Source organism: Streptomyces chisholmiae (assembly GCF_031845445.1).
Lineage (GTDB): Bacteria > Actinomycetota > Actinomycetes > Streptomycetales > Streptomycetaceae > Streptomyces > Streptomyces chisholmiae.
This window is the reverse complement of the sequence record NZ_JAVREO010000008.1, coordinates 103839-128492: the sequence shown is the minus strand read 5'-3', so window position 1 is coordinate 128492 and position 24654 is coordinate 103839. Positions and strand designations below refer to the sequence as shown.

Annotated in this window: 17 protein-coding genes and 2 CRISPR repeat arrays; of the genes, 3 read left to right on the top strand and 14 right to left on the bottom strand. The window is 71.7% G+C overall.

Translation table 11 applies throughout. The features are described from left to right. Positions 1–361: 361 nt before the first annotated feature. From RM844_RS15325 to cas3, 10 genes are all read right to left on the bottom strand, one after another. Positions 362–607, bottom strand: coding sequence for a hypothetical protein (locus tag RM844_RS15325; protein WP_311667743.1), 246 nt, complete (start codon positions 605–607; stop codon positions 362–364). Continuing rightward, complete coding sequence (locus RM844_RS15320) at positions 510–917, bottom strand: GNAT family N-acetyltransferase (RefSeq protein ID WP_311667890.1); 408 nt, start codon at positions 915–917, stop codon at positions 510–512. Before RM844_RS15320 ends, RM844_RS15325 begins: the two co-directional genes overlap by 98 nt. 2535 nt (positions 918–3452) lie before the next feature. Further along, positions 3453–4335: a CRISPR direct-repeat array (repeat unit 29 nt; unit sequence CGGGATACCTCCGCGCGTGCGGAGAGGAC). A gap of 18 nt (positions 4336–4353) precedes the next feature. Further along, complete coding sequence (cas2e, locus tag RM844_RS15315; RefSeq protein WP_311667742.1) at positions 4354–4665, bottom strand: type I-E CRISPR-associated endoribonuclease Cas2e; 312 nt, start codon at positions 4663–4665, stop codon at positions 4354–4356. Positions 4666–4711: 46 nt separating this feature from the next. Next, on the bottom strand, positions 4712–5629 hold the full coding sequence (gene cas1e, locus RM844_RS15310) for a type I-E CRISPR-associated endonuclease Cas1e (RefSeq protein ID WP_311667889.1): 918 nt from the start codon (positions 5627–5629) through the stop codon (positions 4712–4714). Between the two features lie 74 nt (positions 5630–5703). Continuing rightward, positions 5704–6378, bottom strand: coding sequence for a type I-E CRISPR-associated protein Cas6/Cse3/CasE (cas6e, locus tag RM844_RS15305; RefSeq protein ID WP_311667741.1), 675 nt, complete (start codon positions 6376–6378; stop codon positions 5704–5706). Next, positions 6375–7229, bottom strand: a complete 855-nt coding sequence (cas5e, locus tag RM844_RS15300; protein ID WP_311667740.1) for a type I-E CRISPR-associated protein Cas5/CasD — start codon at positions 7227–7229, stop codon at positions 6375–6377. Before cas5e ends, cas6e begins: the two co-directional genes overlap by 4 nt. Continuing rightward, on the bottom strand, positions 7226–8458 hold the full coding sequence (gene cas7e / locus RM844_RS15295; protein ID WP_394814512.1) for a type I-E CRISPR-associated protein Cas7/Cse4/CasC: 1233 nt from the start codon (positions 8456–8458) through the stop codon (positions 7226–7228). The genes cas5e and cas7e overlap by 4 nt, the downstream gene beginning before the upstream one ends. A gap of 99 nt (positions 8459–8557) precedes the next feature. Further along, entirely contained in the window at positions 8558–9319 is a 762-nt protein-coding gene (casB, locus tag RM844_RS15290) for a type I-E CRISPR-associated protein Cse2/CasB (RefSeq protein WP_311667737.1), read from the bottom strand. A 68-nt stretch (positions 9320–9387) separates the two neighbouring features. Then, entirely contained in the window at positions 9388–10986 is a 1599-nt protein-coding gene (casA, locus tag RM844_RS15285) for a type I-E CRISPR-associated protein Cse1/CasA (protein WP_311667736.1), read from the bottom strand. 78 nt (positions 10987–11064) lie between these two features. Further along, the gene (gene cas3 / locus RM844_RS15280; protein ID WP_311667735.1) at positions 11065–13974 is read right to left on the bottom strand and encodes a CRISPR-associated helicase Cas3'; all 2910 of its coding nucleotides are present in this window, start codon (positions 13972–13974) and stop codon (positions 11065–11067) included. A gap of 482 nt (positions 13975–14456) precedes the next feature. Beyond that, a CRISPR array of direct repeats spans positions 14457–15705; the repeat unit is 29 nt; unit sequence GTCCTCTCCGCGCGAGCGGAGGTGCGCCG. 2 nt (positions 15706–15707) lie between these two features. On the opposite strand from cas3, the gene RM844_RS15275 reads away from it, so the two are divergent. Genes RM844_RS15275 through RM844_RS15265 form a run of 3 tightly spaced genes read left to right on the top strand, consistent with a single transcriptional unit; the run spans position 15708 to position 20518 of the window. Beyond that, positions 15708–18392 (top strand): AAA family ATPase, encoded by a 2685-nt coding sequence (locus RM844_RS15275; RefSeq protein WP_311667888.1) that lies wholly within the window; start codon positions 15708–15710, stop codon positions 18390–18392. 32 nt (positions 18393–18424) lie between these two features. Further along, positions 18425–18823, top strand: a complete 399-nt coding sequence (locus RM844_RS15270; protein WP_311667734.1) for a hypothetical protein — start codon at positions 18425–18427, stop codon at positions 18821–18823. A gap of 3 nt (positions 18824–18826) precedes the next feature. Continuing rightward, positions 18827–20518 (top strand): hypothetical protein, encoded by a 1692-nt coding sequence (locus tag RM844_RS15265; protein WP_311667733.1) that lies wholly within the window; start codon positions 18827–18829, stop codon positions 20516–20518. Between the two features lie 219 nt (positions 20519–20737). On the opposite strand, the gene RM844_RS15260 is transcribed toward RM844_RS15265, so the two are convergent. From RM844_RS15260 to RM844_RS15245, 4 genes are read right to left on the bottom strand one after another with little or no spacing between them, the layout of a single operon-like run. Further along, positions 20738–21877 carry a hypothetical protein gene (locus RM844_RS15260; protein WP_311667732.1) on the bottom strand — a complete coding sequence of 380 codons (1140 nt, stop codon included), beginning with the start codon at positions 21875–21877 and terminating at the stop codon, positions 20738–20740. Next, entirely contained in the window at positions 21874–22563 is a 690-nt protein-coding gene (locus tag RM844_RS15255) for a hypothetical protein (protein WP_311667731.1), read from the bottom strand. The genes RM844_RS15260 and RM844_RS15255 overlap by 4 nt, the downstream gene beginning before the upstream one ends. After that, the gene (locus tag RM844_RS15250) at positions 22560–23348 is read right to left on the bottom strand and encodes a class I SAM-dependent methyltransferase (RefSeq protein WP_311667730.1); all 789 of its coding nucleotides are present in this window, start codon (positions 23346–23348) and stop codon (positions 22560–22562) included. The genes RM844_RS15255 and RM844_RS15250 overlap by 4 nt, the downstream gene beginning before the upstream one ends. Next, positions 23345–24460: an NAD(P)-dependent oxidoreductase gene (locus RM844_RS15245; protein WP_311667729.1), complete on the bottom strand. Its 1116-nt coding sequence runs from the start codon at positions 24458–24460 to the stop codon at positions 23345–23347. The genes RM844_RS15250 and RM844_RS15245 overlap by 4 nt, the downstream gene beginning before the upstream one ends. Between the last annotated feature and the right edge of the window lie 194 nt (positions 24461–24654).

The following is a 24654-nucleotide window of genomic DNA, read 5'->3' as shown; positions in this document are numbered from 1 at the left end:
TGTTTGGTCTCGCGGCATCGGCGACTGCACGACGGGGGCCGCCACATGGTGCGCTCCCTGCGGAGGCAGCACCGTGGCGCAGCACATGTCCAACCCGCGAACAGCGCCACCGGTGCGCGGCCCGCGGGGCCTGACAACCGGGGCACCCCCGCGTGCGGAGAGGACCGCGGCGAACGGCCGCTTCGTGGACATCTACCGTGTAGCTGACAATGCCTCGCATGCGTTTCCTCACCCCACAGAAGATCGGGAATTTCAATCCCTCCTATGAAAATAGCCAGGAATCGAGCGGAACTTACCCTCTGCCCCCCCGGGACCACACGACAGACGAACCGTTCCCCTGGCAGACAGTTTCCCTGCCAGGTCAATGTGCTTCCGACCCGGATTCGGCGCCTATATAGATTTCCATGCCGTCCGACTCCCAGGCTCTGGTATACCCACCAGTCGGTGCAGCAATGACGAGATATTCCGCCTCCATGGAGACCATGCCATCATCACCACCACCGAACCATTCAACAGTCATTACACTCCCCGGCTCCAGGCGATGCTCTGCCGCAGTCGGCTCGAAAGCGACCACTATCGACCTGTCCGCACGGACCACAAATCGCATGTCCACCCTCAGCTTGTTTTTTAACCTTCTGTCCCGATGATGCCGCGCAGTCGAGTGCCTGGGCAGAGGAAGAAAGAGTGCGAGATCGCCTTCGTCCAGGCCGTGGAAGGCCGACCGCGTGCCAGCCGGCGTTTTGCAGCAGGTGCTGCATCAGGTGGTTGGAGACGTTGGTCGAGGTGAACAGCTTCGGGGTAGTGCATGCCTCCTCGACGGCCCTGAGAAGGTGCGCCCCCACGCCGCGTCGGCGGGCGTTGGGCGCGACCATCAGCACGGTGACGAAGCCCTGCTCGAAGAAGGTGTACTCCAGCACGCTGTAGCCCAAGGGCCCGGATGCATCCTCGGCCAAGAGGGACCTGGGCGTGCTCGCACCAGTGCCTGATGCTCGCGCGCCGCGCGTGGTCGCCCGCTGCCGCGATTGAGTCGATCCCGGCGAGCGTGGCCCACTCCGATGTATCCGTGCGCCGCATCACAAGCCCACCGAGGTCTTGACGATCCATAGAGTGCATCGTGACAGCCACACGGTTGACGCGGTCACTGTTTTGCCCGGCGAGGTTTGGTTACCGACCTTGTGGTGGACGGGTCGGCTGTATGCCTCGCCAGTAGCCAAGACTCGCCCCACGTCATAACGGGGGCTCTCGGCAACCGCGCCAGCGGCCGTCAGTGCCGCACTGCGCCAGTACAGTCGGGGGCTGGCCGCGTGCTGCCCGTCCTCGTGGACAAGCGGGCACCACACGATCTGCAACAGGTCCTTGCCGGCGGGAAGACAAGGCCGGGAACATCCCGCGCGCACAACTGAATGACCGGGACCATCGCGATCGGCTCCGGGCCGACGGGCGGCTCAAGCGGCTCATAGTGGTCCGGCTCGGCGCACATCGACCACGGCTCGCCGGCCGGCCACAGCAACGGCCCGCCGATGAAACTGTCGCCCGGGCCCGGCTGCCCAACCCGGGGGCTAGAGCAGGGTGGTTTCGCGGGAAGCCCCGGTCAACTCCGGGAAGACCGCCTCGACAGCGTAAGGAATCGGTGCCAACGACCGGGGCCCGGTTCTCCCGGCCTGGGTAGTGTCCTGCTGCGCGCGCCCTGATGGCATGAGGTCTCCCAGCCGCTGGTGGCTATAGGCGGCCGACCCTAGCCCCCACCACTGACAACCGGCCGGTTCCCCGCAGCGCGCGCAGGGCATCCACAGGTCCCGAAAACCAGCCGTCGCACACACGCGGAACTCGGCGGCCACATGTCGGCAGGCGCTGAGGTAGGGCATGGACATGCATGACCCGCGGGTCACGTCCGCACGTGCGGGAGCCCGCGGCAGGGGCGGGCGGAGCCGGCCAGGACCCCGCCCATGCCGCACCGGTCCTGGTCCGCGATGTCCGTGTGCCCTGAGAACCCGCCTTCCGCTTCGCCCTCCCCACCAGCTCTGTCGCGACGACGGCAACCCGCGATCTTGTCCTCGCTGCGGCAGGAAGGGCGCACGAACAGGCGGTGATCGGCGGGGAGCAGGCCTCCCCGACAACACCCCGTTCCAACTGCCTGGTCGCCTCCCCCGTGCAAAGCAGCGCCTCGGCCCCGGGCACAACAGACACACGTGCTTGCCCAGTACGTGGTGGCCATGAGCAAGGAGAAGCTTTCCACAACTCGTGCTCCTGGGAGGCATACACGGCAACGAGTGGTCATAAATGACCATGGACCGAGACGCTCTGAGCGCAGAGAATCACTTGGCGTCGTGAAGGCGGCCAATGATCGCTTCCACCTGATCAGGAGAGGAGTACGGGGTGCCGGCTTCGAGGAGGGGGTTAGAGAGATGAGCATTCGAAGATCGTTATCCGAGCCACGTTGATGGCCCTCATGGCGTTGCCCGGTCGGGGGGATCGGCGAACCAGTAGCCGGGGAAGGGCCGCAAGCAGCTGGGGCTCTGCCAGATCCTTGAGCGGTACAACGCCTTCTTGCGTGATCCCCAGGCGGCGGTCGTGATCTTTGCAATCTTACTTCTTCCTCCGCTCGCCGGCACGGCGCTCATGGTGCTGGCCTGTGGCTTGCTGGCCAGGTGTGGCAGAGAACTTGTCACCGACGGAACACGTGGGCGGAATGGGGCGGCAGTATGGCGTGACGCGGCACGCGCGCTTCTGGCCTTCTCCGCGGTGGGATACCTGGGCGGCCTCTTCCTGACCGGGGACTTGCACCAATCTGCCTGGCATACGTGCTCGATCGAGCGGTACGGATCCGCAGAACCTCCCAGCGAGGCCAACGTCAGCCTCCGGGAACGAGAGGTCAGCCTGCTCCCACCCAGAGCCGTCTGCCACTGGTCGGACGGTGCCAGAGACAGTGTTCCCCGCTGGCTCAACCCCACGGTCTACGCGCTCACCGCGGCCGGTGCTGGCGCAGCCGGCGCGGCGATCGTCTCCCACCGGAAGAACAGTGCGCATCACCAACCGGGCACTGATACCCAGCCACTACCCGAAAGATGAGCGATGACAAGCGAGTTCTCCCGCCGTTCGGTTCTGCACCGAACGGACGATGCGATGGGTGCGGGACTCCGGCGCTGCGGGTCTACGAGCGCGCCCGCGACGAACGGGACCGAGCCGAGCAGCAGTGCGTCGTGAGGTCCCCATGGATCCCAACGTTTGGGGTCCTTCGACGGTGAGGCTGTAACCGGTGCCGAACGCGGGTGTGTGCTGGGTGAAACTGGCTGCGCCGGGCACGCTGCCATCGGGGGCGGTGAACTCCGCGCCGACAGGCAGATCTACAGCGTCGGCCCAGGCCTGGGTCGTCTGGTCGCAGAAAGGGAAGTCGTCGGTGGCGGCGAGGGTGGCGTGGCCGTCATCGGTCTCCGCATGTCGCGGGCGCTGTCCGGGACACCTCCGCGCGTGCGGAGAGGACCGGCGCCGTTCCTCTGGCGACCCGGCGGCCGACGGGATACCTCCGCGCGTGCGGAGAGGACTCCTCGGCGGCGTGCCGGTCGGTGGCGCACAGCGGGATACCTCCGCGCGTGCGGAGAGGACAGGTGGTGCCACGCCTGACCCAGATCCTCCGCCGGGATACCTCCGCGCGTGCGGAGAGGACGCTGCGGGGACGGCCGTGTGGGGAGTGGGGCTCGGGATACCTCCGCGCGTGCGGACAGGACGCTGCGGGGACGGCCGTGTGGGGAGTGGGGCTCGGGATACCTCCGCGCGTGCGGAGAGGACTAGCCGACGATGCCCTGAACCTCGGGGACCCCCGGGATACCTCCGCGCGTGCGGAGAGGACTTCTCATGCCGGCAGCCTCTCGCGGCTGCCCGCGGGATACCTCCGCGCGTGCGGAGAGGACATGGCGCTACCGCTGGCCAGGACTCGGCTGCTCGGGATACCTCCGCGCGTGCGGAGAGGACCAGTAGACGTCCCCAATCCGCTCGCCCAGATACGGGATACCTCCGCGCGTGCGGAGAGGACCTGACCGCCTGGCCGAAGACCAGCCGCGCGAAGGGGATACCTCCGCGCGTGCGGAGAGGACTGGCGAAAGGTCACCACCAACGCCCGCTGGGGCGGGATACCTCCGCGCGTGCGGAGAGGACGCCAAGCGCGGAGTCCCGTTCCAGGCGTCGGACGGGATACCTCCGCGCGTGCGGAGAGGACGACCTTGACGGCCACCTCCACCACTCGGCCATCGGGATACCTCCGCGCGTGCGGAGAGGACCTTGGGGAGGTCGAGCAGCTCGGCCAGGGCGTCGGGATACCTCCGCGCGTGCGGAGAGGACACTTCCTGACCTGCAGTGTTAGAGGGGCTTTGCCGTTTCTTGACCTTCTCTTCGGAAGCCGATCAGGGTCAGGCCGTCGAAGTCGAGTGGGTTTCTCCGGCGGGTGCCGGCTGTGCGCAGGGAGAAGCCCTGTTCGTTGGCGTCCGGGTGGGCCAAGACGGCCATGCCGTCGCCGATGCTGGCGGAGACCGATGTCCACAGCTCGTCGCGGACGCGGGCCGAGACCGTGCCGACGTAGAGCTGTGGGGTCACCTCAAGCAGCCAGCGGCTGAGGGCGCCTCGCAGGTGGTCGGGGACCGCGGTCGCCGAGATCACGATCATGGATGCCATGGGGCCGGCCCCCTTCCCCGCCGTGCGGAACCGCCGCGGCCGGGGCTCACGTCTCCGCTCCGTGGTTGGTCCCGCCGGGGATGTGGCCGACGACCGGGTCCCACAGGTTGACGAGTTGTTCGTCGGGGTCCTCGATCTCGTACTCCCCCGCCGGGTCCAGGAGTTGCTGGACGTCGGCGACGATGCGCGGCAACAGCTTGAACATCCGGAGCCCGTCGCGGAAGGAGCGGCGAGCCTGCCGCTCCGGGTCGGTGGCGGCGTGCAGCGAGAAGGCCAGCGGGATCGTGAGCTGTGCCTTATACAGGTCGGCGACGTCGTAGACGAACGCCTGCTGATTGCCGCTGTGGATGTATCCCAACGCCGGCGAGCAGCCCAGCGCCACGATCGCGGCGTGGACGATACCGTAGAGGCAGGTGTTGGCCGCCGAGAGCGCGAGGTTGACCGGGTCCTGGTCCTCCCAGGACGCCGGGTCGTAGTTGCGTCGGAAGCGGCCGATCTTGTACTGCCGGGCGAGGAGTTGGTAGTGCGCCTTCACCCGCGCGCCCTCGAAGCCGCGCAACTGTTGCAGCGTGGCGTCGGCCGGGACCGTCCCGGCGCCGAAGCGCTTCTCGTACATCGCCCGCGCCACTCGCAGGCGCTGCTCGTCGTCCGCCCAGGCGCGTGCCTGGCGTTCCAGCCAGGCGGTGGTGAGGGAGTCGGGCAACGTGGCGGCGTAGCAGCGCACGCCGCCGGAGCCCGTGACGACCACCGTGGTCCCGTGGCGCGCGAGCGTCGCCAGGGCCCGGGTGGTGATCGATGTGCCGGGGCCCAGCAGGACGCAGCTGAGGGCCGCTGTCGGTAGGTACACGGTCTGGGTCCCGTGCCGTTCGCTGGTGACCTCGGCGCAGACTCCGGTGTCGTCCTGGTGCACCCGCACGACGTCGAGGTAGAGGAACGAGAGGGAGTCCGCGACGCGTGGCAGCATCGCGACGGTGGGCGCGGCCAGTCGGCGCCGGGCCTGGCCGGGGGTCTGCCGCGGTGCGCGTTCCGGGGAGATGGTCACGCGGCGCCCCCGGCCGGGGCGACGGTCAACAGGCCGCAGCCGTAGGACTTGGCGCGTCCGATTCCGGCGATGATCTGTTCCCGCAGTTCGTCCGCGTCCGTGACGACCGCGGTTCCGTCGAACTGGGTGCGGGCGTGGCGCATGTGCTGCGTCGCCGCCTCGCCCGAGGTGCCGCGTGGGCCACGCACCGTGTCCACCGGTTGGGAGAGCACGCTCTCCACCTCCAAGCCGGCGGCGGTCGCCTTCCGTTGCCACCACTCGTCGGCGTTCCGGCCGCTCAGGGCGACGACCGCCTTCAGCTGGTACAGCTCGCGGGTGGTCGCGCCGGGGCGGCGTACGGCGTTGGCGACGCAGCGGTAGCGGATTCGCCGGCCCGGCTTGAGCGCGTCGAGCAGCGGGTCGAGAGGCCGGCTCCGCAAGGCGCCGTAGCTCTCGGGGAGCCGAGCGGTGTCGGGTTCGTGGGTGCTCTGGATCAGGACGGCGTACCCCTGCGGCGTGTCCTCGACGCGGAACAGCACGCCGAACCGGGCGCGGGCGTCGTCGCCGTCGATCTCCGGGAAGAGCGACATCACGCGCCGGTGCAGCTTGATCGCCGCTCCGCTGCTCGCCAGGTCACCACGGACCGCGCGGGAGTGCGGGTTGAGCGTGAGGCGGCTGAGCCAGACGGTCACGAGGCTCCCCTCTCGGATCGTGCCGTGCGTGCCGCCAGGTGTTCCTCAAGCTTGGCGAGGTAGTCGGCGCCCAGCCCGGCGAACCGCTCCTCGGGAACGGCGACGGTGCGGCGGAAGAGCGGGCGGGCCCGGTAGGTCCGCCGCTTCGGGTGGAAGGAACGGGGGTCGTCGTTGATCGTGCTGGTCGGCCGCGCGGCCTCGGCGGCGGGCGAGGACCGCCACGCGTCGGGCACGGGCAGCGAGTCCAACGGCTCGTCGGAGAGGAAGACGAGATGCGACGGCCCCGCCCCCTCGCGGCGTTCACCGGCAACCGGCAGCTCCACCAGGTCCTCCAGCGGACGGTCGCTGCACGCCAGCAGCACGGGCCCCTCGGGCGGGCAGGATCGACGCCCGAGGTAGAACGGCCAACGGGGTGCGCACAGCGCCTCGGCGAACTCGTTCATCGCCTCCGCGTCCGGCCCACCGGCGGTGCTGGTCAGCGCCACGGTGAACGCCGCGTCCGCGAGGTAGGTGCGCCGGCTGAGCAGCGTGGCGGTCGTGCCGCTGCGCTTCTTGCCTTCCGCCGTGGTGACGGTGTCGCGGTTCGGCAGGCCGCCGCCCACCGTGTGCAGGTCGGTCATCAGGACGCCCGGCCGGTCCTCGCGCACGGTCAGCGAGAGGCCGGTCAGATCGTCCAACGGCTCGCCACGCTCGCGGCCGAGTGCCGCGGCGAGCATCCCGATGACGCCCGAGCGGGTGGGGAACCGTGCCGTGTCCCGGTCCGTGAAGTGGCTCTTCTCGCCCCAGGACTGCAGCGGGCCCGCCAACCGCAGCAGCAGACCCGGCCTGGCCCTCACGTCTGGCCTGGTCACGCGGAGACCTCACCGGTCTTCTCGCCGAGGGCGCTGCGCAGCGTCGCCTTGACCAGGTCGGTGATCCCGTCGTACCGAACGCCCAGGTTCTTCGCGTCGTCGTGGCCGATGCTCACCCAGCCGGAGGCCAGCAGCCGGTGGCTGCCCAGCATCTTGTTCGCCTGCTCGGCGTACTCCGTCAGTCGCGCGACCGAGGGGGCCTCGAACCCCTCGCCACGAGTTGACCTGACGGGCTTCTCGAAGGCGGCGGCGAAGGAGAGCGGGCGGTCCGCGCGGACGGCGAGATGGATGAGGCCGGGGGCGGTGTACGGGGCGGTGGAGTTCTTCTTCGCACCGGGCAGCGACTCCACGAACGTCGCGAGGAAGGCGCCGGTCAGCTCCCGCACGCTCGCGGCGTCGTTCCCGATGTTGCCCGCCAACTCCTCCAGGTCGATGGTGGCGAAGCGGTAGAAGGTGCCGGCGCTGTACTGGCCGTGCCCCATGTGGCCACTGCCGGTGGCGTCGTCCCACTGCTGGTTGACGTCGTCGACGGCCGAGAAGTAGTCGAACTCGACGTCGGTCTCGTGGGTGGTCATGGCGTGCGCGACCTGGACGGCGCCGTCCACCCCCGCGTCGTCGACCTCGGCGAGCATCCGGCCGAAGAGGTTGATCACGCCGTTGCGTGCCCGGAGAACGCCGTCGATGGTCGCCTGCGGCAGCACGCTCTTGTCGGAGGACTTCTTGATGTCCTTGGCGGACTCCAACTTCTCCCGGTGCTGCTCCGCGATGTCGGCGAGCTCCCGCACGGCCGTCTCCGGGACGTACACCAGCGCGTTGGTCAACACCTTGTTGGGGACGACCGCCTTGGTGTCCTTCTTCGCCGCGCCGCCGTCGGCTGCGTCCTTCTCCTTCGGCTTGTCCTTGGCCAGCTCGAACTTGATGCTGCTGCCGGCCGCCACGTGCGCGCCGGCGCGCTGGGCCAGCGGCTCCGGCCAGCCGCGCTCCTCCAGCAGCTCCCGGGTGACGCGCTCGCCGATCCTGCGGGTGCGGAGGGCCCGCTCGCCGATCTCCTCCTGGAACTTCTCGCGCGCCGCGCGCTTCCAGGACTGGCTGCTCACCCTGGTGCGCTGCGCGTTCCCGTACTGGACGGTCTTCACGGAGTCGGTGTCGTCCCGGTTGAGATTGGCGAACGGCACGGACTGAAGCACGTGGACGTCGATGAAGCGGGCGGGACGATCGGTTGAGGACACGGTCTTCTCCATGGTGCTGGTTGTTTGGTGCGGTGCGGTGGGTGGATCTGGGTGCTGCGGCGCGGAGGCCGCGGGCCTGTAGAGCCGGCTCGGGCGGGGCTACTCCGGGGCGTCGCTATTTCCGTCGTCTCCGCTGGGCTTGTTCTCGTCGTAGTGACGTCGGCGGTAGTAGTCCTGGAGCCAGCGCCGAGCGATACGGCCGGATTGCTCCGGCCAGTCGATGAGGTCAGCCAGGAGTTGCGCCCAGTCCACCGGGACGTCGAGTTGGCGGAGGTAGAGCACCGAGGCGGGGAGGCTTCGGTGAATGCCGCTGGCGCTCTGTCGGGTGAGCATGTTCAACCGGCTCTCCGCCGTGCTCTCCCGCATCTCCCGGTCCCTACCGGGCGCTTCGGCCACGGCTTCGGCGAAGGCCACGCCCAGGCTGGGCCCCCATCGCTCCGGCTCCGCGGCCTTCTTGACGTCCGGGCCTTCGCCGTTCCCGGCGCTTGCGGCGGCCTCCGCGCTTTCGGGTCGCGCTTCGTTCTCGGTGTCCCGGGTGTTCTGGGTGTTCTGCGCGCTCTCAGCGGCCGGCACCTCCTCCTCGTCCTCCTCCACGGCACGAGGACGGGAGGCGATCAGCGCGGCGACGGTGAAGTAGGCGCGCTGGGTGGCGTCGGGGGCGTTCCGCGGCAGCCATCTGGCGATGTAGCGGTTCATGGCGAAGGTGCTGCGGGCGTTGATGTTCTGCCGGAGCCCGGCTCGGAGTGCTACGCGGGCACCTGGATTCTCGGAGCAGGTCCGGTCGATCCAGGTGACGTACTCGACGTGCGTCTGGCGCCGTTTCGCCGCGTAATCGAGCTGCGGCGACTCGGTGGTGGTCAAGGCTGTGTCTTCCCTTCTGAGTTTCTGCGGGCTCTCATGCGCTCCCGGTCGACTTTTCCGCGCACCGGTCAGCCCTGCGTCTGGCGGCTCTTGGGCGGCCGCCGCAGGCCGACGCGGGCTTCGAAGACCGCCTTGGCGCCTCGCTGGCTTCCCGTGACGCCGCGCGTCACCTCGTCGTAGGCGTCCTCCGCGAGCCGGAGAAACGCTCGGCGGGCGGCCTCGTGGTCGAACCCCACATCCGGCTTGTTGGGCTCGCGGCGCAACTCCCGGAAGACCGCCCAGAACTGGTCCTCCGCCGCGGGCCAGTACCGCGCGGCAGCGGGCGTCGTCCAGGCACTGGCATCGCTCTTCGGGTCGCCCATATAGCCGCGCCAGGCCCGCGTCAGGGCACGGTCGAGGCGGAAGCCGTACGTCTCTCCCAGCACGCGCAACCGGGCGATCGGGTTGGTGGTTCGTGGCGCCTTCTCCTCCACGAACCCGAGCACCGGAGGCGTGGAACCGTCCACGAACTGGGTGTCCTTGGCCTGGCCGTCCTGCTCGAAACCCAGCGCGCGCACACCGAGGTCCTCGGACAGCTCCGCCGCCCAGCGGAACACCTTGGGGCGTCTGGCCTGCGCGGAACCGAGCGGATCCTTGAGCAGGAGGGCGTCCAGGTCACGCCAGAGCGCCCGCCGGGAGTCGGCCGGCCGGGGATAGCGGTTCCCCTGCTGGCTGATCTGCCAGATCAGGAAGTCGTCATCCCTGGCCATGCGCCCGGCCCGATGGCCCCAGGTGATGTACGCGTCCCGCACCAGCGTCGGCGCGCCGCTCGCGTCGAGCGAGTCACCGTCGGGCACCAGCAGAAGCGCGTGCTGGGAGCGGCCGGTCAACCGTGAGCACGGCCCCACCGGCTCGTTCGGCGGCAGACCGGGATCAGGCAGCTCATCCAACTCCCACGGGCAGTAGTCCTCGTCGAGCCGATCAGCCGGCTCCGGAGGCGCCAGCCCGGCCAGCAACGTCTCGAACAGCGTCTTCCCAACGGGGTGATAGGAGAGGGCGGTTCGCAGCGGTCCGGCCGTTGCGCTGGCGGTCTTCTCGCCATCGACCTCTCGGGCGGAGCACCGTCCGGACGGGCCCCAGTAGTGCCAGACCAGCAGGTTGAGCACCGCCTCCGAGACGGTCGGCAGGTCCGGGGTCGCGTCCGAACCGTGCCGGAACCAGGCGTGGTTGTTGCCCGCCGGGCGGGTCACGATGAGCTTGTTGACCCCGGCGGTCTTGGCCGGGTCACACTGCTTCTCCAACCGCGGGTCCTGCATCCACGGGCGAGCACCGACCGTGTCGAACACGAAGAAGCGGTGGGCGTAACGCGCGGCGTACTCCTCGATACCGTCGGCCGGCAACCGACCCGCGTCCCAGACCTCCCCTCGCCTCTCGGTCCAGGCGTCCTCGGTCCTGCCGACTCTGTCGAGCCCCGTGACGCGGACGGTCAGGGCGTACAGCACCCGCAACAGCGCCGCGTGCGCCGGCGGATCCACCACGGCCAACCCGGCGATCTCGTCGGATCTGCCCAGCAGTTCGACGAGCCCGAGGCGTTCAGGGCGGTCGCGCGTTGGGGTGCCTACCGGGCCCGACGGCCAACGGACGGGAATCCACGGTTCGTTCAGCAGACTGTAGCTACCCGAGGACATGGTTCTCCTTGTTCAGAGAGGCACGGGTCCGGAACATCGACGCCGGACGACCAGCTGCACCGGGTGGGCGAAGCGGTGTCACCTGCTGCGCTCCAGTCCCACAGAAGAGCTGGCGAGAGCATCGCCACCCGTCCGGCAGTGCCAGGTGCCCTCGTCGCCCTCCGGTGCCATCGGAAGAAGCACCAACTGGCGCAGCAGGGGCTGCTTCTCCCAGCTCTCCGGACGGTCCCGCAAGCCCTCGGCATCGCGCGCCCACTTTCCGGGCACCGGCGTGACGAACTGCATGAGCTGCCTGACCGACGCTCGCGACGGCTTCGACTCCCAGTCCCGCAGCAGCGGGACCTTCCCGTCCCTGTCGAGGGTGAAGTGGCCCGGCGACTGCTCGTAGAGGCAGAGCACTCGGCCGGTGTCCGCGCCGAGCCGGGTGGTCAACAGGTCCTCCGTCACCCCGATGTCCCGCTCGCTCAGCCTGCTGAGGTCACCGTTGACGCCAGCCGGCGCCACCACGCCGACCGTCGCGGCCGTGCTCCTCTCGACCATCTCGCGGGCCTTCCGGTCGAGATCCATCCCCTTCAGCTCACGCCGCGCCGCCTCGTGCAGACCGTGCGCGAAGTCCTCGGCATAGACCTCGTCGATGAGGTGCTGGACATCGTTGGGGATCGCGATCTCGCCGCTCGGAAGCCCACCGAGCAGCGTGACCGTGCGCACCAACAGGCTCGGGTCGTACACGGCGGCCATGGAACCGGGCAGCCCCTTGGCGTCGGTGCTCGCGGCGGGCGCCAAGACCACCAGGCGCGGTCGTTCCTCGTCACTGAGCCAGGCCGGCCGGCCTGACCTGCCGCGTGTGTTGCGGCAACCCCGCCCCGCTCGTTGTAGTAGTTGGGCCAGCGGGGCGAGATCGCTGACGACCAGATCAAAGTCCAGGTCAAGCGACTGTTCGACCACCTGGGTGGCCACCAGGATCGAGGGAGGCCGGACGCCGGGTTCGACAGGCGCCTGCCCAGCAACCACTTCGCGCGACTGCGGCTTCCCGTAGGCCGCTTCGCATTCCTCACTGATCCGCTGCCGCTCCCGCGCCGGGAAGCGGGAGTGGAGCAGGCGGATCCCGCCGTCCCGCTCCGCGAGGCCGGGGAACGCTCGGCACAGGTCCCGGTAAGTCTGTTGCGCCTCGGCGACCGTGGTACAGCACACCAGCGCGGTGCCTCCCTGGGCGGCAACGGGGCTGAGCACCTCCCGAAGAGCGGCACGCCGGCCGCGCTGGTTGGTGGGCGGCTCGGGCCCCTGGTCAACATCCCAGGAGACCATCCGGAGATCGACTTCGAGCGTCCTCTGGCGCAGCGTCCCGGTCGCTCGTGGCGCCGTGACCTGCCCGGTCCGGACGTCCGCGAACAGCCAGCCCGGGTAGCGGGGTTCGAACTCCAGCTGGTCCTCGAAACCCGCGCCCCGCCGATAGGCATCCACCAGCGCACCGGCGGCCTGTCCGGTGAGGGTCGCCGAGAGAAGGACCACCGGCGCCTTCATCGCGCCAAGCCATTCGAGCAGCCGGACCAGATGCTGCTGCATCCACGGGCCGTAGGCGTGCGCCTCGTCCACGACGAAGACCTTCTCCGACAGCCCGAAGAGACGCAGCGCGTTGTGGTTGACCGGCAACATCGCGGTCAGAGCCTGGTCGATCGTCCCGACACCGAGCGAAGCGAGGATCGGCCGCTTCGGTCCGCGCAGCCACCCGTCGGCTTCGACGACGGTGCCCGGCGGTGCGCTGACCTCGTCCAGCTCGGGGACGAGGTCGAGGCCCCCGTGGGGTTCGTCGGGCGCGTCGGCGTAGACCGGGCTCAGCCAGGCCATGGAATGGAGGAGGGTGAGAGCACGCTCACCCGACAGTGCCGCCTTGGCGTACTTCCTTACGCGCGGGAACATGCCGTCGGCGGTCGCCATCGTGGGAAGGGCGAAGTACAGCCCACGGGCGTCCGCCGCGCGCCCCAGGACCGAGGCGGCGAACAGCGCGGCCTCGGTCTTCCCGTCCCCCGTGGGAGCGGTCACCAGGACGAGCCCGGGCCCACGTTCCGCCACCAGCCCGGGAAGGGTCTCGACGATGTCCCGCTGGAGCGGGTTCGGGGCGTAGGGGAAGATCGCGCCGAAACTTCGATCGTCGAATCGGGCCCGCCCCAGGCGGCTGTTGCGCACCGCTTCCTTCGCCAGGTTGGAAGACCGGTTGAAGTGCGCGTCCAACTGCCCCGGGCTGCCCGTCCAGTCCACCGGCGGCAACAGTTTCCGCACGCTGGACGTCTGGCTCGCCAGCCAGTCCGCCACCACCACGAGCCCGGCCACGACGACCGCCGACTCCGCCGGGAGGCCGCTTGTGGGCACCGCGTCGGCCCCGAGGATCCGCCGCACCTCGTGCAGGTGCACCCGTCGCTGATCGTGCCACCCGTGCTCGCCGAGGGCCGGTTGGACCTCTCCCGCCTTCAGCAGCTCCGTCTTGCTGAGCACGCCGCTGAATCGCCCGTGGTGCCCACCGAGCAGCTGCGCGACCTGATGAGCGACCGACTGGCGGCGCCGCCTCCCGTAGTCCATGGGGTAGCCGAGCTCTGCCAGCAGGTTGACCAGCGCCCAGTGGGTGGCCATCTCGTGGCGGAAGTCCCGCTGCCGATCCGCGCCGGACGAGAACTGGTACGCGGGCTCGCCGCGGAGCCGCGCGAACGCGGCCGGGACCTGGGCCTGAAAGGGCGGCGAGATTTTCCCCAGATCGTGCATGGCGGCCCAGAACGCGGTCACGTCCCGTGCCTCGCCAAGTGTGAGGCCAAGAGCTGCGGCGATGCGTGCCCGCGTCGCGCCGCCCAGCACGTCGTCCCACAGCCCGCGGTAGACCGCGCCGGTGTCCAGCAGGTGACACACCACCGGGTAAGGCCTGTCCAGGCCCCGCTCCTTGCCCCACAACCGAGGGTCCAGCGTCGCGCACGTCGACACTGTGAGTCGTTCGTCAGTCACAGGGATATCGATAGCAACGGCCACTGACAACGAAGCCGCCCGACAGAGCTTCCAGCCGCGTCCACAGCCGCAGTGGGGGCCAACAACCGGCCAGATGGGGAAAGATCACCATCAGCGACCGAAATCACCGGGTGCGCGCCTCGACTTGCCCTGGCCTCGCGCGAAGCCCGACCGCCACCGTCGGCCAGGGCGTTGAGCGATGCTGACCCGCGCCACTTTTGAGACAAGTCCGCGGCAAACACAGGAAGACCCTGTACCGACCGGAAAACACCCCTACCGCACAAGTGTTGCCCTATAGGCCGCACGAGCGGCCCCAACGAGCGGCGGTAGGCGCCCTGTTCGGACCCGGCCCACGCCGCTCGGAACCAACCCACGGTCGCGCGCTTAGACTTCCCGGCATGGGAACTGAGACCGGCCTCGGACGCGGTGGCGGCGACGGTAAAGAAATGGCAAACCGCCTCTAACGCCGCAGGTCAGGAAGTGTCCTCTCCGCGCGAGCGGAGGTGCGCCGTCGTCATGTTCGTCTACCCGTTCGTCAGGCCGGTCCTCTCCGCGCGAGCGGAGGTGCGCCGCGGGCCCGCAGGTCAGCTGTCGGTGGTGATGAGTCCTCTCCGCGCGAGCGGAGGTGCGCCGACGAACGGGTAGCGGCCGCCGCGGCCACCACCGTCCTCTCCGCGCGAGCGGAGGTGCGCCGTCCCGGAGGCGTCCCGGCCGCTCGTCGCCGCGGTCCTCTCCGCGCGAGCGGAGGTGCGCCGCCACGGTGCGGGGGGACGATTTGGCGCCACGCGTCCTCTCCGCGCGAGCGGAGGTGCGCCGTTGATCGAGGTAGTAGACCATCTCCACGCGCCGTCCTCTCCGCGCGAGCGGAGGTGCGCCGGGCGTCTACCCGATCGACATCGAGCTGGCTGCGTCCTCTCCGCGCGAGCGGAGGTGCGCCGGCGCGGGCATAGGCGCGGCGGGTGTGGCGGGAGTCCTCTCCGCGCGAGCGGAGGTGCGCCGCGTGCGGCGCCTCCTGATGGTGGCTCACCAGCGTCCTCTCCGCGCGAGCGGAGGTGCGCCGTAGCCCTCGGTCCGGACGTAGGCCACGGTGGCGTCCTCTCCGCGCGAGCGGAGGTGCGCCGCTCCGTCTGCGCCGCCACCTCCAGCGGGCCGTGTCCTCTCCGCGCGAGCGGAGGTGCGCCGTCGTTGGTCTGGAACTTCACGCTGTCGTGGATGTCCTCTCCGCGCGAGCGGAGGTGCGCCGGGGCAGCCGATCGACTCCAGCGGCTGGGATCAGTCCTCTCCGCGCGAGCGGAGGTGCGCCGGTGAGCCGTTCGTTGGAGAATTTGCGGTGAAGGTCCTCTCCGCGCGAGCGGAGGTGCGCCGAACGGGATCGAGCAGGCCCGGCACAACGACCGGTCCTCTCCGCGCGAGCGGAGGTGCGCCGATGGGGGTACCCACGCGGGGCCTGGTCATCGCGTCCTCTCCGCGCGAGCGGAGGTGCGCCGCCATCGCCAACCGCCCCTGAACCGGACGGTGGGTCCTCTCCGCGCGAGCGGAGGTGCGCCGCACCAGGAGGTGGACGAGCAGCGCCGGCTCCTGTCCTCTCCGCGCGAGCGGAGGTGCGCCGAGCTGCGGCCGGGTGACACCATGCCGTCGCTGGTCCTCTCCGCGCGAGCGGAGGTGCGCCCGACCTCACCGCCGACGACCCCACCCTCAGCCCGTCCTCTGCGCGCGAGCGGAGGTGCGCCGTCCTGCTGTCGGCGGATACCGCGGTCGTCGGTCGGGCCGGGACCGGGAAGACGACGATCATGGCGCTGGTGCGGGAGGTCGCCGAGGCGCACGGCATCCCGGTGCTCGGGCTGGCGACCGGCCAGTTGCAGGCCGACGCGCTCGCCGAGCGGGCCGGCATCCGGACGGAGAACCTGGCGCGGTGGCGGGTGATGTCCGAGACCTACGCGCCGGGCAGCCGCGCCTGGTCGGTGCCGGCCGGCGCGATCGTCATCGTGGACGAGGCCGGGCAGGCCGACACCGGCACGCTGCACGCGCTGCTGGCGCAGGTCGAGGCGGCCGGCGGCCGGCTGCTGCCGATCGGCGACCCGCGCCAGCTCGGCGCGCCCGGGCCGGGCGGCGCGCTGGACGTGATCGCCAGCGACGCCGGCTGTCTGCGGCTGACGGAGATCCGCCGCTTCCGCGACGCCGACGGCAGCCCCCGCACCTGGGAGATTGAGGCCGCCCAGGCCGTCTCGGACGGCGACGCCGACGCCGCGTGGCGCGCCTACGCCGAACGCGGCCGGCTCCACGAGGGCACGCTGGACCGGATGTTGGAGAAGGCCAGGGCCGCCTGGCGGCGGGACACGGCGGAGGGGCTGACCAGCGTCCTGATCGCCCCGACCAACGCGCTGGCCGCCCGCCTGTCCCAGGCGGTGCGCGCCGAACGGATCGCCGCCGGCGAGGTCGCCGACGAGCGGACCGTGCGGCTGGCCGACGACAGCCTGGCCGGCGCCGGCGACCAAGTCGTCACCCGCACCAACGACCGCCGGCTGACCTGCGAGAACCGCCACCGGCAGTACGTGCGCAACGGCGACGTCTGGACCGTGCTGGCCGTCACCGAGGACGGCGACCTGCGGGTCCGCCACGGCCGCACCCGGGGCCGGCTGACCCTCCCCCGCGCCTACTGCGCCGCCTCCGCCGAACTCGGCTACGCGCTGACCCACAGCCGCGCCCAGGGCGTCACCGTCCACACCGGCCACGCCCTCCTCGCCGCCGGCATGGACCGCAACGGCGCCTACCCCGCCCTCACCCGGGGCGCGCTGGAGAACCACGGCTACCTGGTGTGCCGGGAGGCCGCCGACCCCGAGACCGGCGAGCCCGACGACGAGGTCACCGGACGGCAGTTGTGGGCGTCGATCGTCGCCCGGGACGGCACCCAGCGGTCGGCCACCGCCCAGCAGCGGGCCGCGCTGGCGGAGAGCGAGGCGCTGCGCACCCACGAACCACGGCTGCGGCAGGTCCTCACCGACATCGCCGAGGCGGAGACCGTGGCGGCGCTGGCCCAGCTGCTCGGCGCCAGCGCCGCCCGCCAGCTGTCCGCCGCACCCGCCTGGCCCGCGCTCCGCGCCCAGCTGGGACACCTCGCCGACGAGGGCTTCGACACCGACCGGCTGCTCCACCACACCTACTACGAACGGGACTTCCACACGACGAAGGGCGGCCCGGTCCGGGACGTGGCGGCCATCGTGCACGCCCGCAACCGACGTGCCCTGGACCCCGCCGAAGGAGGCACCCCCGACGCCTACCGCCGCGCGGCGGACGCCCCCCGCCCGGCCACCGCGCCCAGCTACCTCGACCCGCCGGTCGCCCGTGCCGACAACCTGCCGGCCGCGCTCGGTCTCCGCCTGCCCGACCCCGAACCCGCACCAGCACCCGCACCCGGCGACCAGCTGCGCGACTTCGCCCACGCGCTGGCCCGCCAGCTGACCGCACACGCGGGCCACCTGGCCGAGGAAGCCCGCGCACAGGCCGAACGCGGCGAGGGCTGGGCCGCCGCCTATGGCCCCGAGCCGCTGGAGATCGCCGACCAGTTGGCCTGGCGCGACCGGCTGGCCGCGGCCGCCGCCTACCGCGACCTCGCCGAACACCACGGCACCGACCCCACCGGGCCCGCCCCCGGCGAGGAACAGAGCCACCTGCGCGGACTCTGGCGCGCGGCACAGCGCGACGACGAGCCCGCGCCACTGGTCGCCGCCCGCCTCGCCGCCCAGCCGCCCACGTGGCTGCGCGTGCTCGGCCCACGCCCCGCCCCCGGCCACCCACTCCGCCCGCTGTGGGACCAGGCCGCCCACGAAATCGCCACCTACCGCACCCTGTGGGGCCACGGGGCGGAGACCAACGCCCTCGGCGAACCGCCCGCCGACCCCGCCCAGGCGACCGACCACCGGGCCGCCTCCCACGCCATCGCCCGCTGGCGCCTGGCCACCACACCGACTCCCGCCGGCACCAACCCGGAACTGATCGCGGCACGCGGCCAAGCCGCCCAGACCCACCTCGCCGCAGCCCAGGACACCGCAGACCAACTTTTCACCGCCGAGCGGGAAGCCACCCGGGCGGCTCAGGAAGCCCGGGACGCCACCAACCGCGCCACCCACGCCCCGCCCGACCACCACGAGGAACTCGCCCGACGCGCCCAGCAGGCCCAACACCGGGCGGCCGAGGCCACCGCCGAACGGGACACCGCACGACGGCAGTTGGCGGAGCTAGCCCCCGAGCTGCTCCAGGCCCACCTCGACGCCCAACACGCCGCCGAACTCCGCCGCCGGCAGGCCCGCAGCACCCTCGCCGACCTCGACGCACACCTCGACAACGCCTACGCGCCCCGCACCCCCGACGACCGCCCACCCCACCGACCCGTCCCCCGTCCCGACACCCCGACCCCCTGACCCCCGGCACCGCCAGAGCCAAGGAACCGCTCATGCCCACGCCCACCTCACTCGACGACCTGTCCCGTGCCCTGGCCGACCCCCGCCCTGAGGTGGTACTGACCGCCTGCTGGCAGGCCTTCGACGTCGGACTCGAACTGGCCCACGCGGTCGCCTGGCAGGACGGCTTCGACGAACTCCAGGCACTGGTCACCACCCAGCTCTGCGCCGAAGGCAGATCCCTGCTGCCGCTGCCACGCGACGGCGACCCCGTCACACCGCCCGCCGCCTCACCGGCGACGGCCAACCGCTGCGCGGAACTCCTCGACGGTGTGCGGGCCGCACTGACCTCGCTCACCGACTCACCCGAACTCCCCGCGGAGTCGCTCCGCCAGACCGCCGCCCTGGCCCAGCAGGCCGCGCAGTCGCTGCATGCCCTCCCCGCGGAGTAGCTCGTGGACACCACCACCCTGGGCGGCTCCTTCGACGCGTCCGTCGACGCGCTCCGCACCGCGCGCCGGGCGCTGCCCGACATCCCGCGCCCCGGGCAGAGCCGCACGCTGCTCTACCAACTGCGCGAGTTCACCACCACGCTGCTCACCTCCGCCGACCGGTTCGCCCGCACCTCCCTGCGGGTGCCCCAGCACGCCACCGCGATGGGGCGCGCGCTCGTCGACCTGCGCCCGCTCCTCACCGCCGCCGAGCACCATCTCGACCAGGCGCTCCGCCACGCCCCCGCCCACAGCGGGCCCGCCGGCGTACCCGGTGAGCGCCTCGACGAGGCCCGGACTCAACTCCGCCTCGCGGAGGAGGTGCTGGCCAGCCACCGCGGCCCGGACGGCGACCCCCTCACGCCGTACTTCTACCTCCAGGCCCAGGCCGGCGCGCAGCGCTACGTCCTCACCCGGATCACGGACCTCGCCTGGGAGACCGGACACCTCGCCCACCACCTCGCCGAACGGTGTGACGATCACCCCGGGATGGCCGGCGCGCTCCGCGACGCCCGGCACGCGCTGCACGAGGCGGTCGTCCACGGCCGGCGGGCCAACCACCAGCACATCACCGAGTACGGGGAACTCCCCCTCGCCCCCACCCTGTCCGTCGAGTTCCCGCAAGGCCCCGAGCCGGCCGCCACGCTGGACCGCCTCAACCGAGACTGCGACCGCCTGGTGCGCGCCGTCTTCCAGGCCACCCGGGACACCGGCCCACCCATCAGCGGTACCGACCACCAACAGACCGCGACCCACCTCGCGTTGACCAACCTCCTCGCCGGCCGCCTGCTGCGGCACCTGGCCGACGCCACCCCCGGCGACTCTATTGGCGACCAACTGCGAGCGTCGGCAGAGCGGTTGAAGGACGCGGCCCGGGGCTGGCAGGCCACCGCCCGGGTGTTCACCAGGATCGTCGACGTGGCGGACCCCAGAGAAACCCCGCGCCTCCCCCGCTACCGCGCGGTCGACGTCCGCGCCGGCCGCGCCACCCCCATGCCCCGAACGGAACCCCACCCGGCGACCCGAACCACCCACGCCCTGACCGTACGCATCGGCCAACTCCTCTACGGACCCCAGTGGCAGCTCACCAGCCCGCGCCCGCAACCCCGACCGGCCGCCGCCATCCTGGCCGACGCCGGTGCGCTGGGCCCCCTGCTGCGCGACCTCCAACGCCCGCTGCTCACCGCCCACTACCTCGCCAGCAACGGCCCGTGGCTACTGGAACGGGTCAGCCACCGCCTGGTCAGCAACTGCCCGGAACACCGCCCCGTCGACACGCCCCGCCACCTGAGCTGGTACCCGGCCACCGCCCGCCAACTCGACCGGCTCTTCACCACCTACACGGCCACCCTGCCCCACCAGGCCGCAGCCGCCACCCAAGTCGAACGCTGCGCCCAAGCCCTCGGCACCGACACCCCCCGCGCCCGTCTCGAAGCCCTCGTCCGCCGACTCCTGCCAGCCCAACCGCGCCCGGACACACCACCCCAGATCGACGGCATCACCACACCCCCGCCACGGCAGACACCCGCCACCCGCGAGCCGCAGTACCGCGACAAACCCACCCGCCAAGACCTCGACCGCCTCCTCAACACCGCCTACGTCCGGTCCCCATCCAGCCGCAGTCAGCGCCCGGCCGCCCCGACCCCTGGCGTCTGAAGTGGTCCGGTCCTCGGCCACGGCTGCGGGCGCACAGAAGGAAGAGCAAGGAGTACGGGCGGGACCAGGACCGAGCCCACGACGTCCCCCGTCGAACGGGACGTCAACCGTCCCTGACGAGCGGCGCGGACGCTTCGGGGAGGACTGGGAGCAGAGCCGGAGGGTCGGGGTGGGGATCGGCGCGGGCCGGAAGCTCGTAGGCGACGCGGACCAGCCGGCTCATCCCACGGCCGTGGTGGTGCGCGGGGCGGAGGGAAGCAGGGCGGCGAGGTAGTCGGCGGTGTAGGAGCGGTGGAGTCGGCTCGGGTCGGCCGCCCACTGCCGGACCTCGGCCCACAGGGCGGCCAAGGCGTCCTCGCCGTGGTCGTCAAGCAGGGCGGCGAGGTCGAGCAGCGCCGGGGGCAGGTCGGCGTACCGCGCCCCGTACCGGACGTAGAGGGTCTTGGACAGTTTGCCGCCGGTCCGGTCCAGGATCATCGGCGCGAAGACGCTGACCGGCCAGCGTGCGGCGGGGATGCCGAGGAGGGCGAGCGCCGGGGCGAGGACGTGGGCGTACCAGGCGCCACCCCAGTCGGCTCCGTCGATGGATACCGAACACGCCTGGTGGGTGTCGCGTTCGGCGGCGAGGAGATAGCCCTTCTGCAGGGAACGCACCGGGGTGTTCGCGTCGTACCAGCCTCCGGTTCCGGCGATCTCGATGGTCTCCCGGTAGGGGCCGTGGCGGGGGCAGGCGGAGTGCAGGTGCACGGCGTCCGTGTCGGCTTCGACGCGCAGTCCCCGCGCGGTCTTGTCCATCAGCCGGCACCGTGGGCAGCGCGGTCGGATGCGGAGACGGCCGTCGGCGGGGGCCACCAGCGGCGTGAAGTCCTCGGGGCGGGAGGCGATGTGGTGCAGGCACTCCCGCACCGGGGCCAGCGCCTGGTAGTCGCGGTAGGGCCGGATTTCGTACGGCACACCGCTGGCGGTTGCCGCGAACTCCAGCAGACGGCGGAAGCCAGCGACGGGTTCGTCGTGGTCGAGCCGGCCGGTGTCGACGAGGTCGGCGACCGTGCGGGTGTAGGGGTGTCCGTTGATGGTGAGGCGCTCGGCGGGGGCGTTGTCGAGGGCGTCGAAGACGACGTGTGCGGGCAGGTCGAGGGTTTCGGCGGCGTGGGCGGCCAGGGCGAAGACGGTCAGCACGGTGGTGACGGTGCCGATGTGCGGGGTTCCGTTCAGCTGGGCGGCGGTGGTGACGCGGAGGCGGGCCGCTCCATGGACGGCGGGGCGGATGAGGTCGGCGTTGGAGCGGGTGAGGTGTGCGATGCCGACCGGGGCGAGGATCAGGTCCGGGGACGGTTCGGGGGTCGTGGTCATCGTCATGGGTGGGTTCTTCTTCCGGTGTAGAGCCATACGGCTGGGAACTGGCGGTCCGCGCTGGGGACGCGCCGAACCGTGGTGAGGGTCAGGCCGCAGCGCGCGGCGGCGTACGAGAGGAGCGTGTCGCTGAGCCGTACCCGACCGGTGAGGTCGGCGGCTTCCCAGTTGGCGCCGGCCGCCCAGCCACCGGGGGCCAGGAGTTGATGTGCGGCGGTGAAGCAGCGCACGAGGTGTTCGGGCCCACGGGTCAGCCCGAGGAGTCCGAACTGGGTGAGCAGGTCGAAGCGTTGGCCGAGCGCCGGGTGGGAGAGGGGCCGACCGGTGAGGCAGTCCGCCGTGACGGTGGCCGTCAGCCAGCGGCACCGGGCGGCGAACGCCCCCTGCTCGGTGCGCCGGGAGAGGGCCAGCGCGGTGCGGTGGGCCGGGCGAGGACGCGCCGCGGCGGCGAACTCGGCGAGGATGGCCAGGCGCCGGGGGTCGATGTCCACGGCGGTGAGTTCGCGGGCCCGCAGGGCGGTCGCCCACAGCAGGGACTCGGAACCGCTTCCGAGGTCTGCCCAGGAGACGGCGGGCGGCAGGCGGCGGAGTTCGGCAAGGATGTGTTCAGTGCCATGGCCGAAGCGAAACTCCTCGTTGTAGTGCCGTTCCCAGTAGGCGTCCGCGTCCAGGACGGTTCGCGGCGCGGTCACCGTGGCCCGCCTGGCACGGCCGCGAGGATCTCCGTGAGCCGGCTGGGACCGCCCGGCAGGTGGGCGACGAGGCGCAGCCCGGTCGCGGTGAGCGCGTCGGCCAGGTCTGCGGCCGGCAGCAGGGGCAGCTCCACGCTGGAGGAGTGCAACCGTTCACCGGCCGGACTGAGATAGGCGAAGTCGATCCGCAGCACGTCGCCGGAGGCGTCGTGGTGTTGGCGACGCTGTCGGTACGCGGCGCCGGCTGCCCGCTCGGGGTCCAGCCGGCGGTCGGTGCGCCACGTCCCGTCCGGCATGGCGGGGTTGTAGAAGGCGCAGCCGTCTGTGGCACCGGGGCGCGTGCACAGGGCTTGGAGGAGGAGGTGGCTGCCCGGGGCGAGGGCGGCTCGGACGCGGGCGAGGATCTCGGCCGGTGGGGACTGCGCGGCGAGTTGGTTGAGCGCCGCGTTCGGCATGACCACGGCGTCCACGCCGGGGAGCCGGCCCAGTCGCTGGATCAGGCGTCGGCGGACGTGGGTGCCCGTGGTCGGCAGGCCGGCCGCGGCGGCGCGTTCGACGGCACCCCTGAGCATGGCGGCCGAGGCGTCCACCAGAGTCAGCTCCACCCCCGCTTGTGCGTAGGCGTCCACGAAGTGTCCTGTCCCGCACGGCAGTTCGGCGATGTGGGTGGCCTGGGACAGGAGACGTGTCAGCAGCGCCGGCGGCGGAGGGGGCGGTTCGGCGCGAGCGTGGGCGGCGCGCTCGCGGTAGCCGGCGACGGTCGAGCGGGCGGGGGTGGCTCTCACGCCGTGGCCCCCGTCCGGTAGAACGCGGCGTGCCGCTCGCACACGGCGTGGACCAGCGCCCCGTCGCGGGCGATGACCGCGCTCCCGACGGCCTCGTCCCGGCGACCGGCCAGTGCGTGGTGGGCCAGGCGGACCAGGTAGGGGGCCGCTGCGGCGGCGTAGGCACGACTGGCGGTGACCGGCACCAGGGCCGGCAGCGTGTCGAGTTTGACGTGCAGGATTCCGCCCGTGATGTGTGGCGGGTCACCCGGCGCCTGCACGGGCCCGGCGGTGGGCAGATAGCCGGGGCCGTAGCCGCAGGTGGCGTCCACGACGACGGCGCCCGGCGGCATGCGCGCGAGGTCCGTCTCGGTGATCATGGGCGGGGTGTCGTGGGTGGAGATCAGGATGGCGCCGATGACCAGGTCCGCTCGCGGCAGCCAGGCGGCGCGGCGCTGGCGGCTGTTGACCTCCACCGTCACCCCGACCGGGGCGCGGGTGCGGTACTCGGCGGCAGCGGCGGGGGTACGGGTCAGGACGGTGACGCGCGCGTCGAGCGCCGCGGCCGTCCGCGCGGCGGCCGAGCCGACGTTGCCGGAGCCGATCACCACCACCCGTGCGGGGTCCGCCCCCGGGACGCCGCCGAGCAGCACGCCCCGGCCCGCCGGGTGTTGCAGCGCTCGCGCCCCGACGTGGACGGCCTGGATTCCGGCGATCGTGCCACCGGCCGTCCCCAGCGGGAAGCGGCCGTTCTCGGTCAGCAACTCGTAGCTGTACGCCGTGACCTTGGCACGCGTCAGTGCGGCCAGCATCGCGGGGCTGCCTTCGGCGTGGAAGAGCGCGGCGATCGCCTGGCCGGGTGCCAGGCGTGCCAGGTCGCTGGGGTCGGGGTTCTTGTACCGCAGGACCAGCGGGGCGGCCCAGACCTCCTCGGCCGCCGCGAACCGTACGCCGTGGCCGGCGAGTACGGAGTCGGGGCAGCCTGTTCCCTCGCCGAGGCCGGGCTCGGCGAGCATCTCGAAGCCCGCCGCCGCCAGCGCGCGTGCGGTGACCGGGGTGAGCAGCGTACGCCGGTCACCGGGGGTGGACTCCCGGGGAAAGCCGATCAGTTGGGGGGAACGGACGGAACGCACCGCTGGGCCTCCTGCACCTGGTCGCCGATGGTCACATCAGCGTGCGGCTCAGGCGCGGAACAGCCCATCTCACCGGCTTCGCACGGGAGTTGCTCACCACCTGGCAACCGGCTGTCCACCGCGGGTGACCATCTCCCGCCCAGGAGGCGACTACAGTAGGTGATGTCTTCTGCTGTCAGTGCGACCAGCCGGCA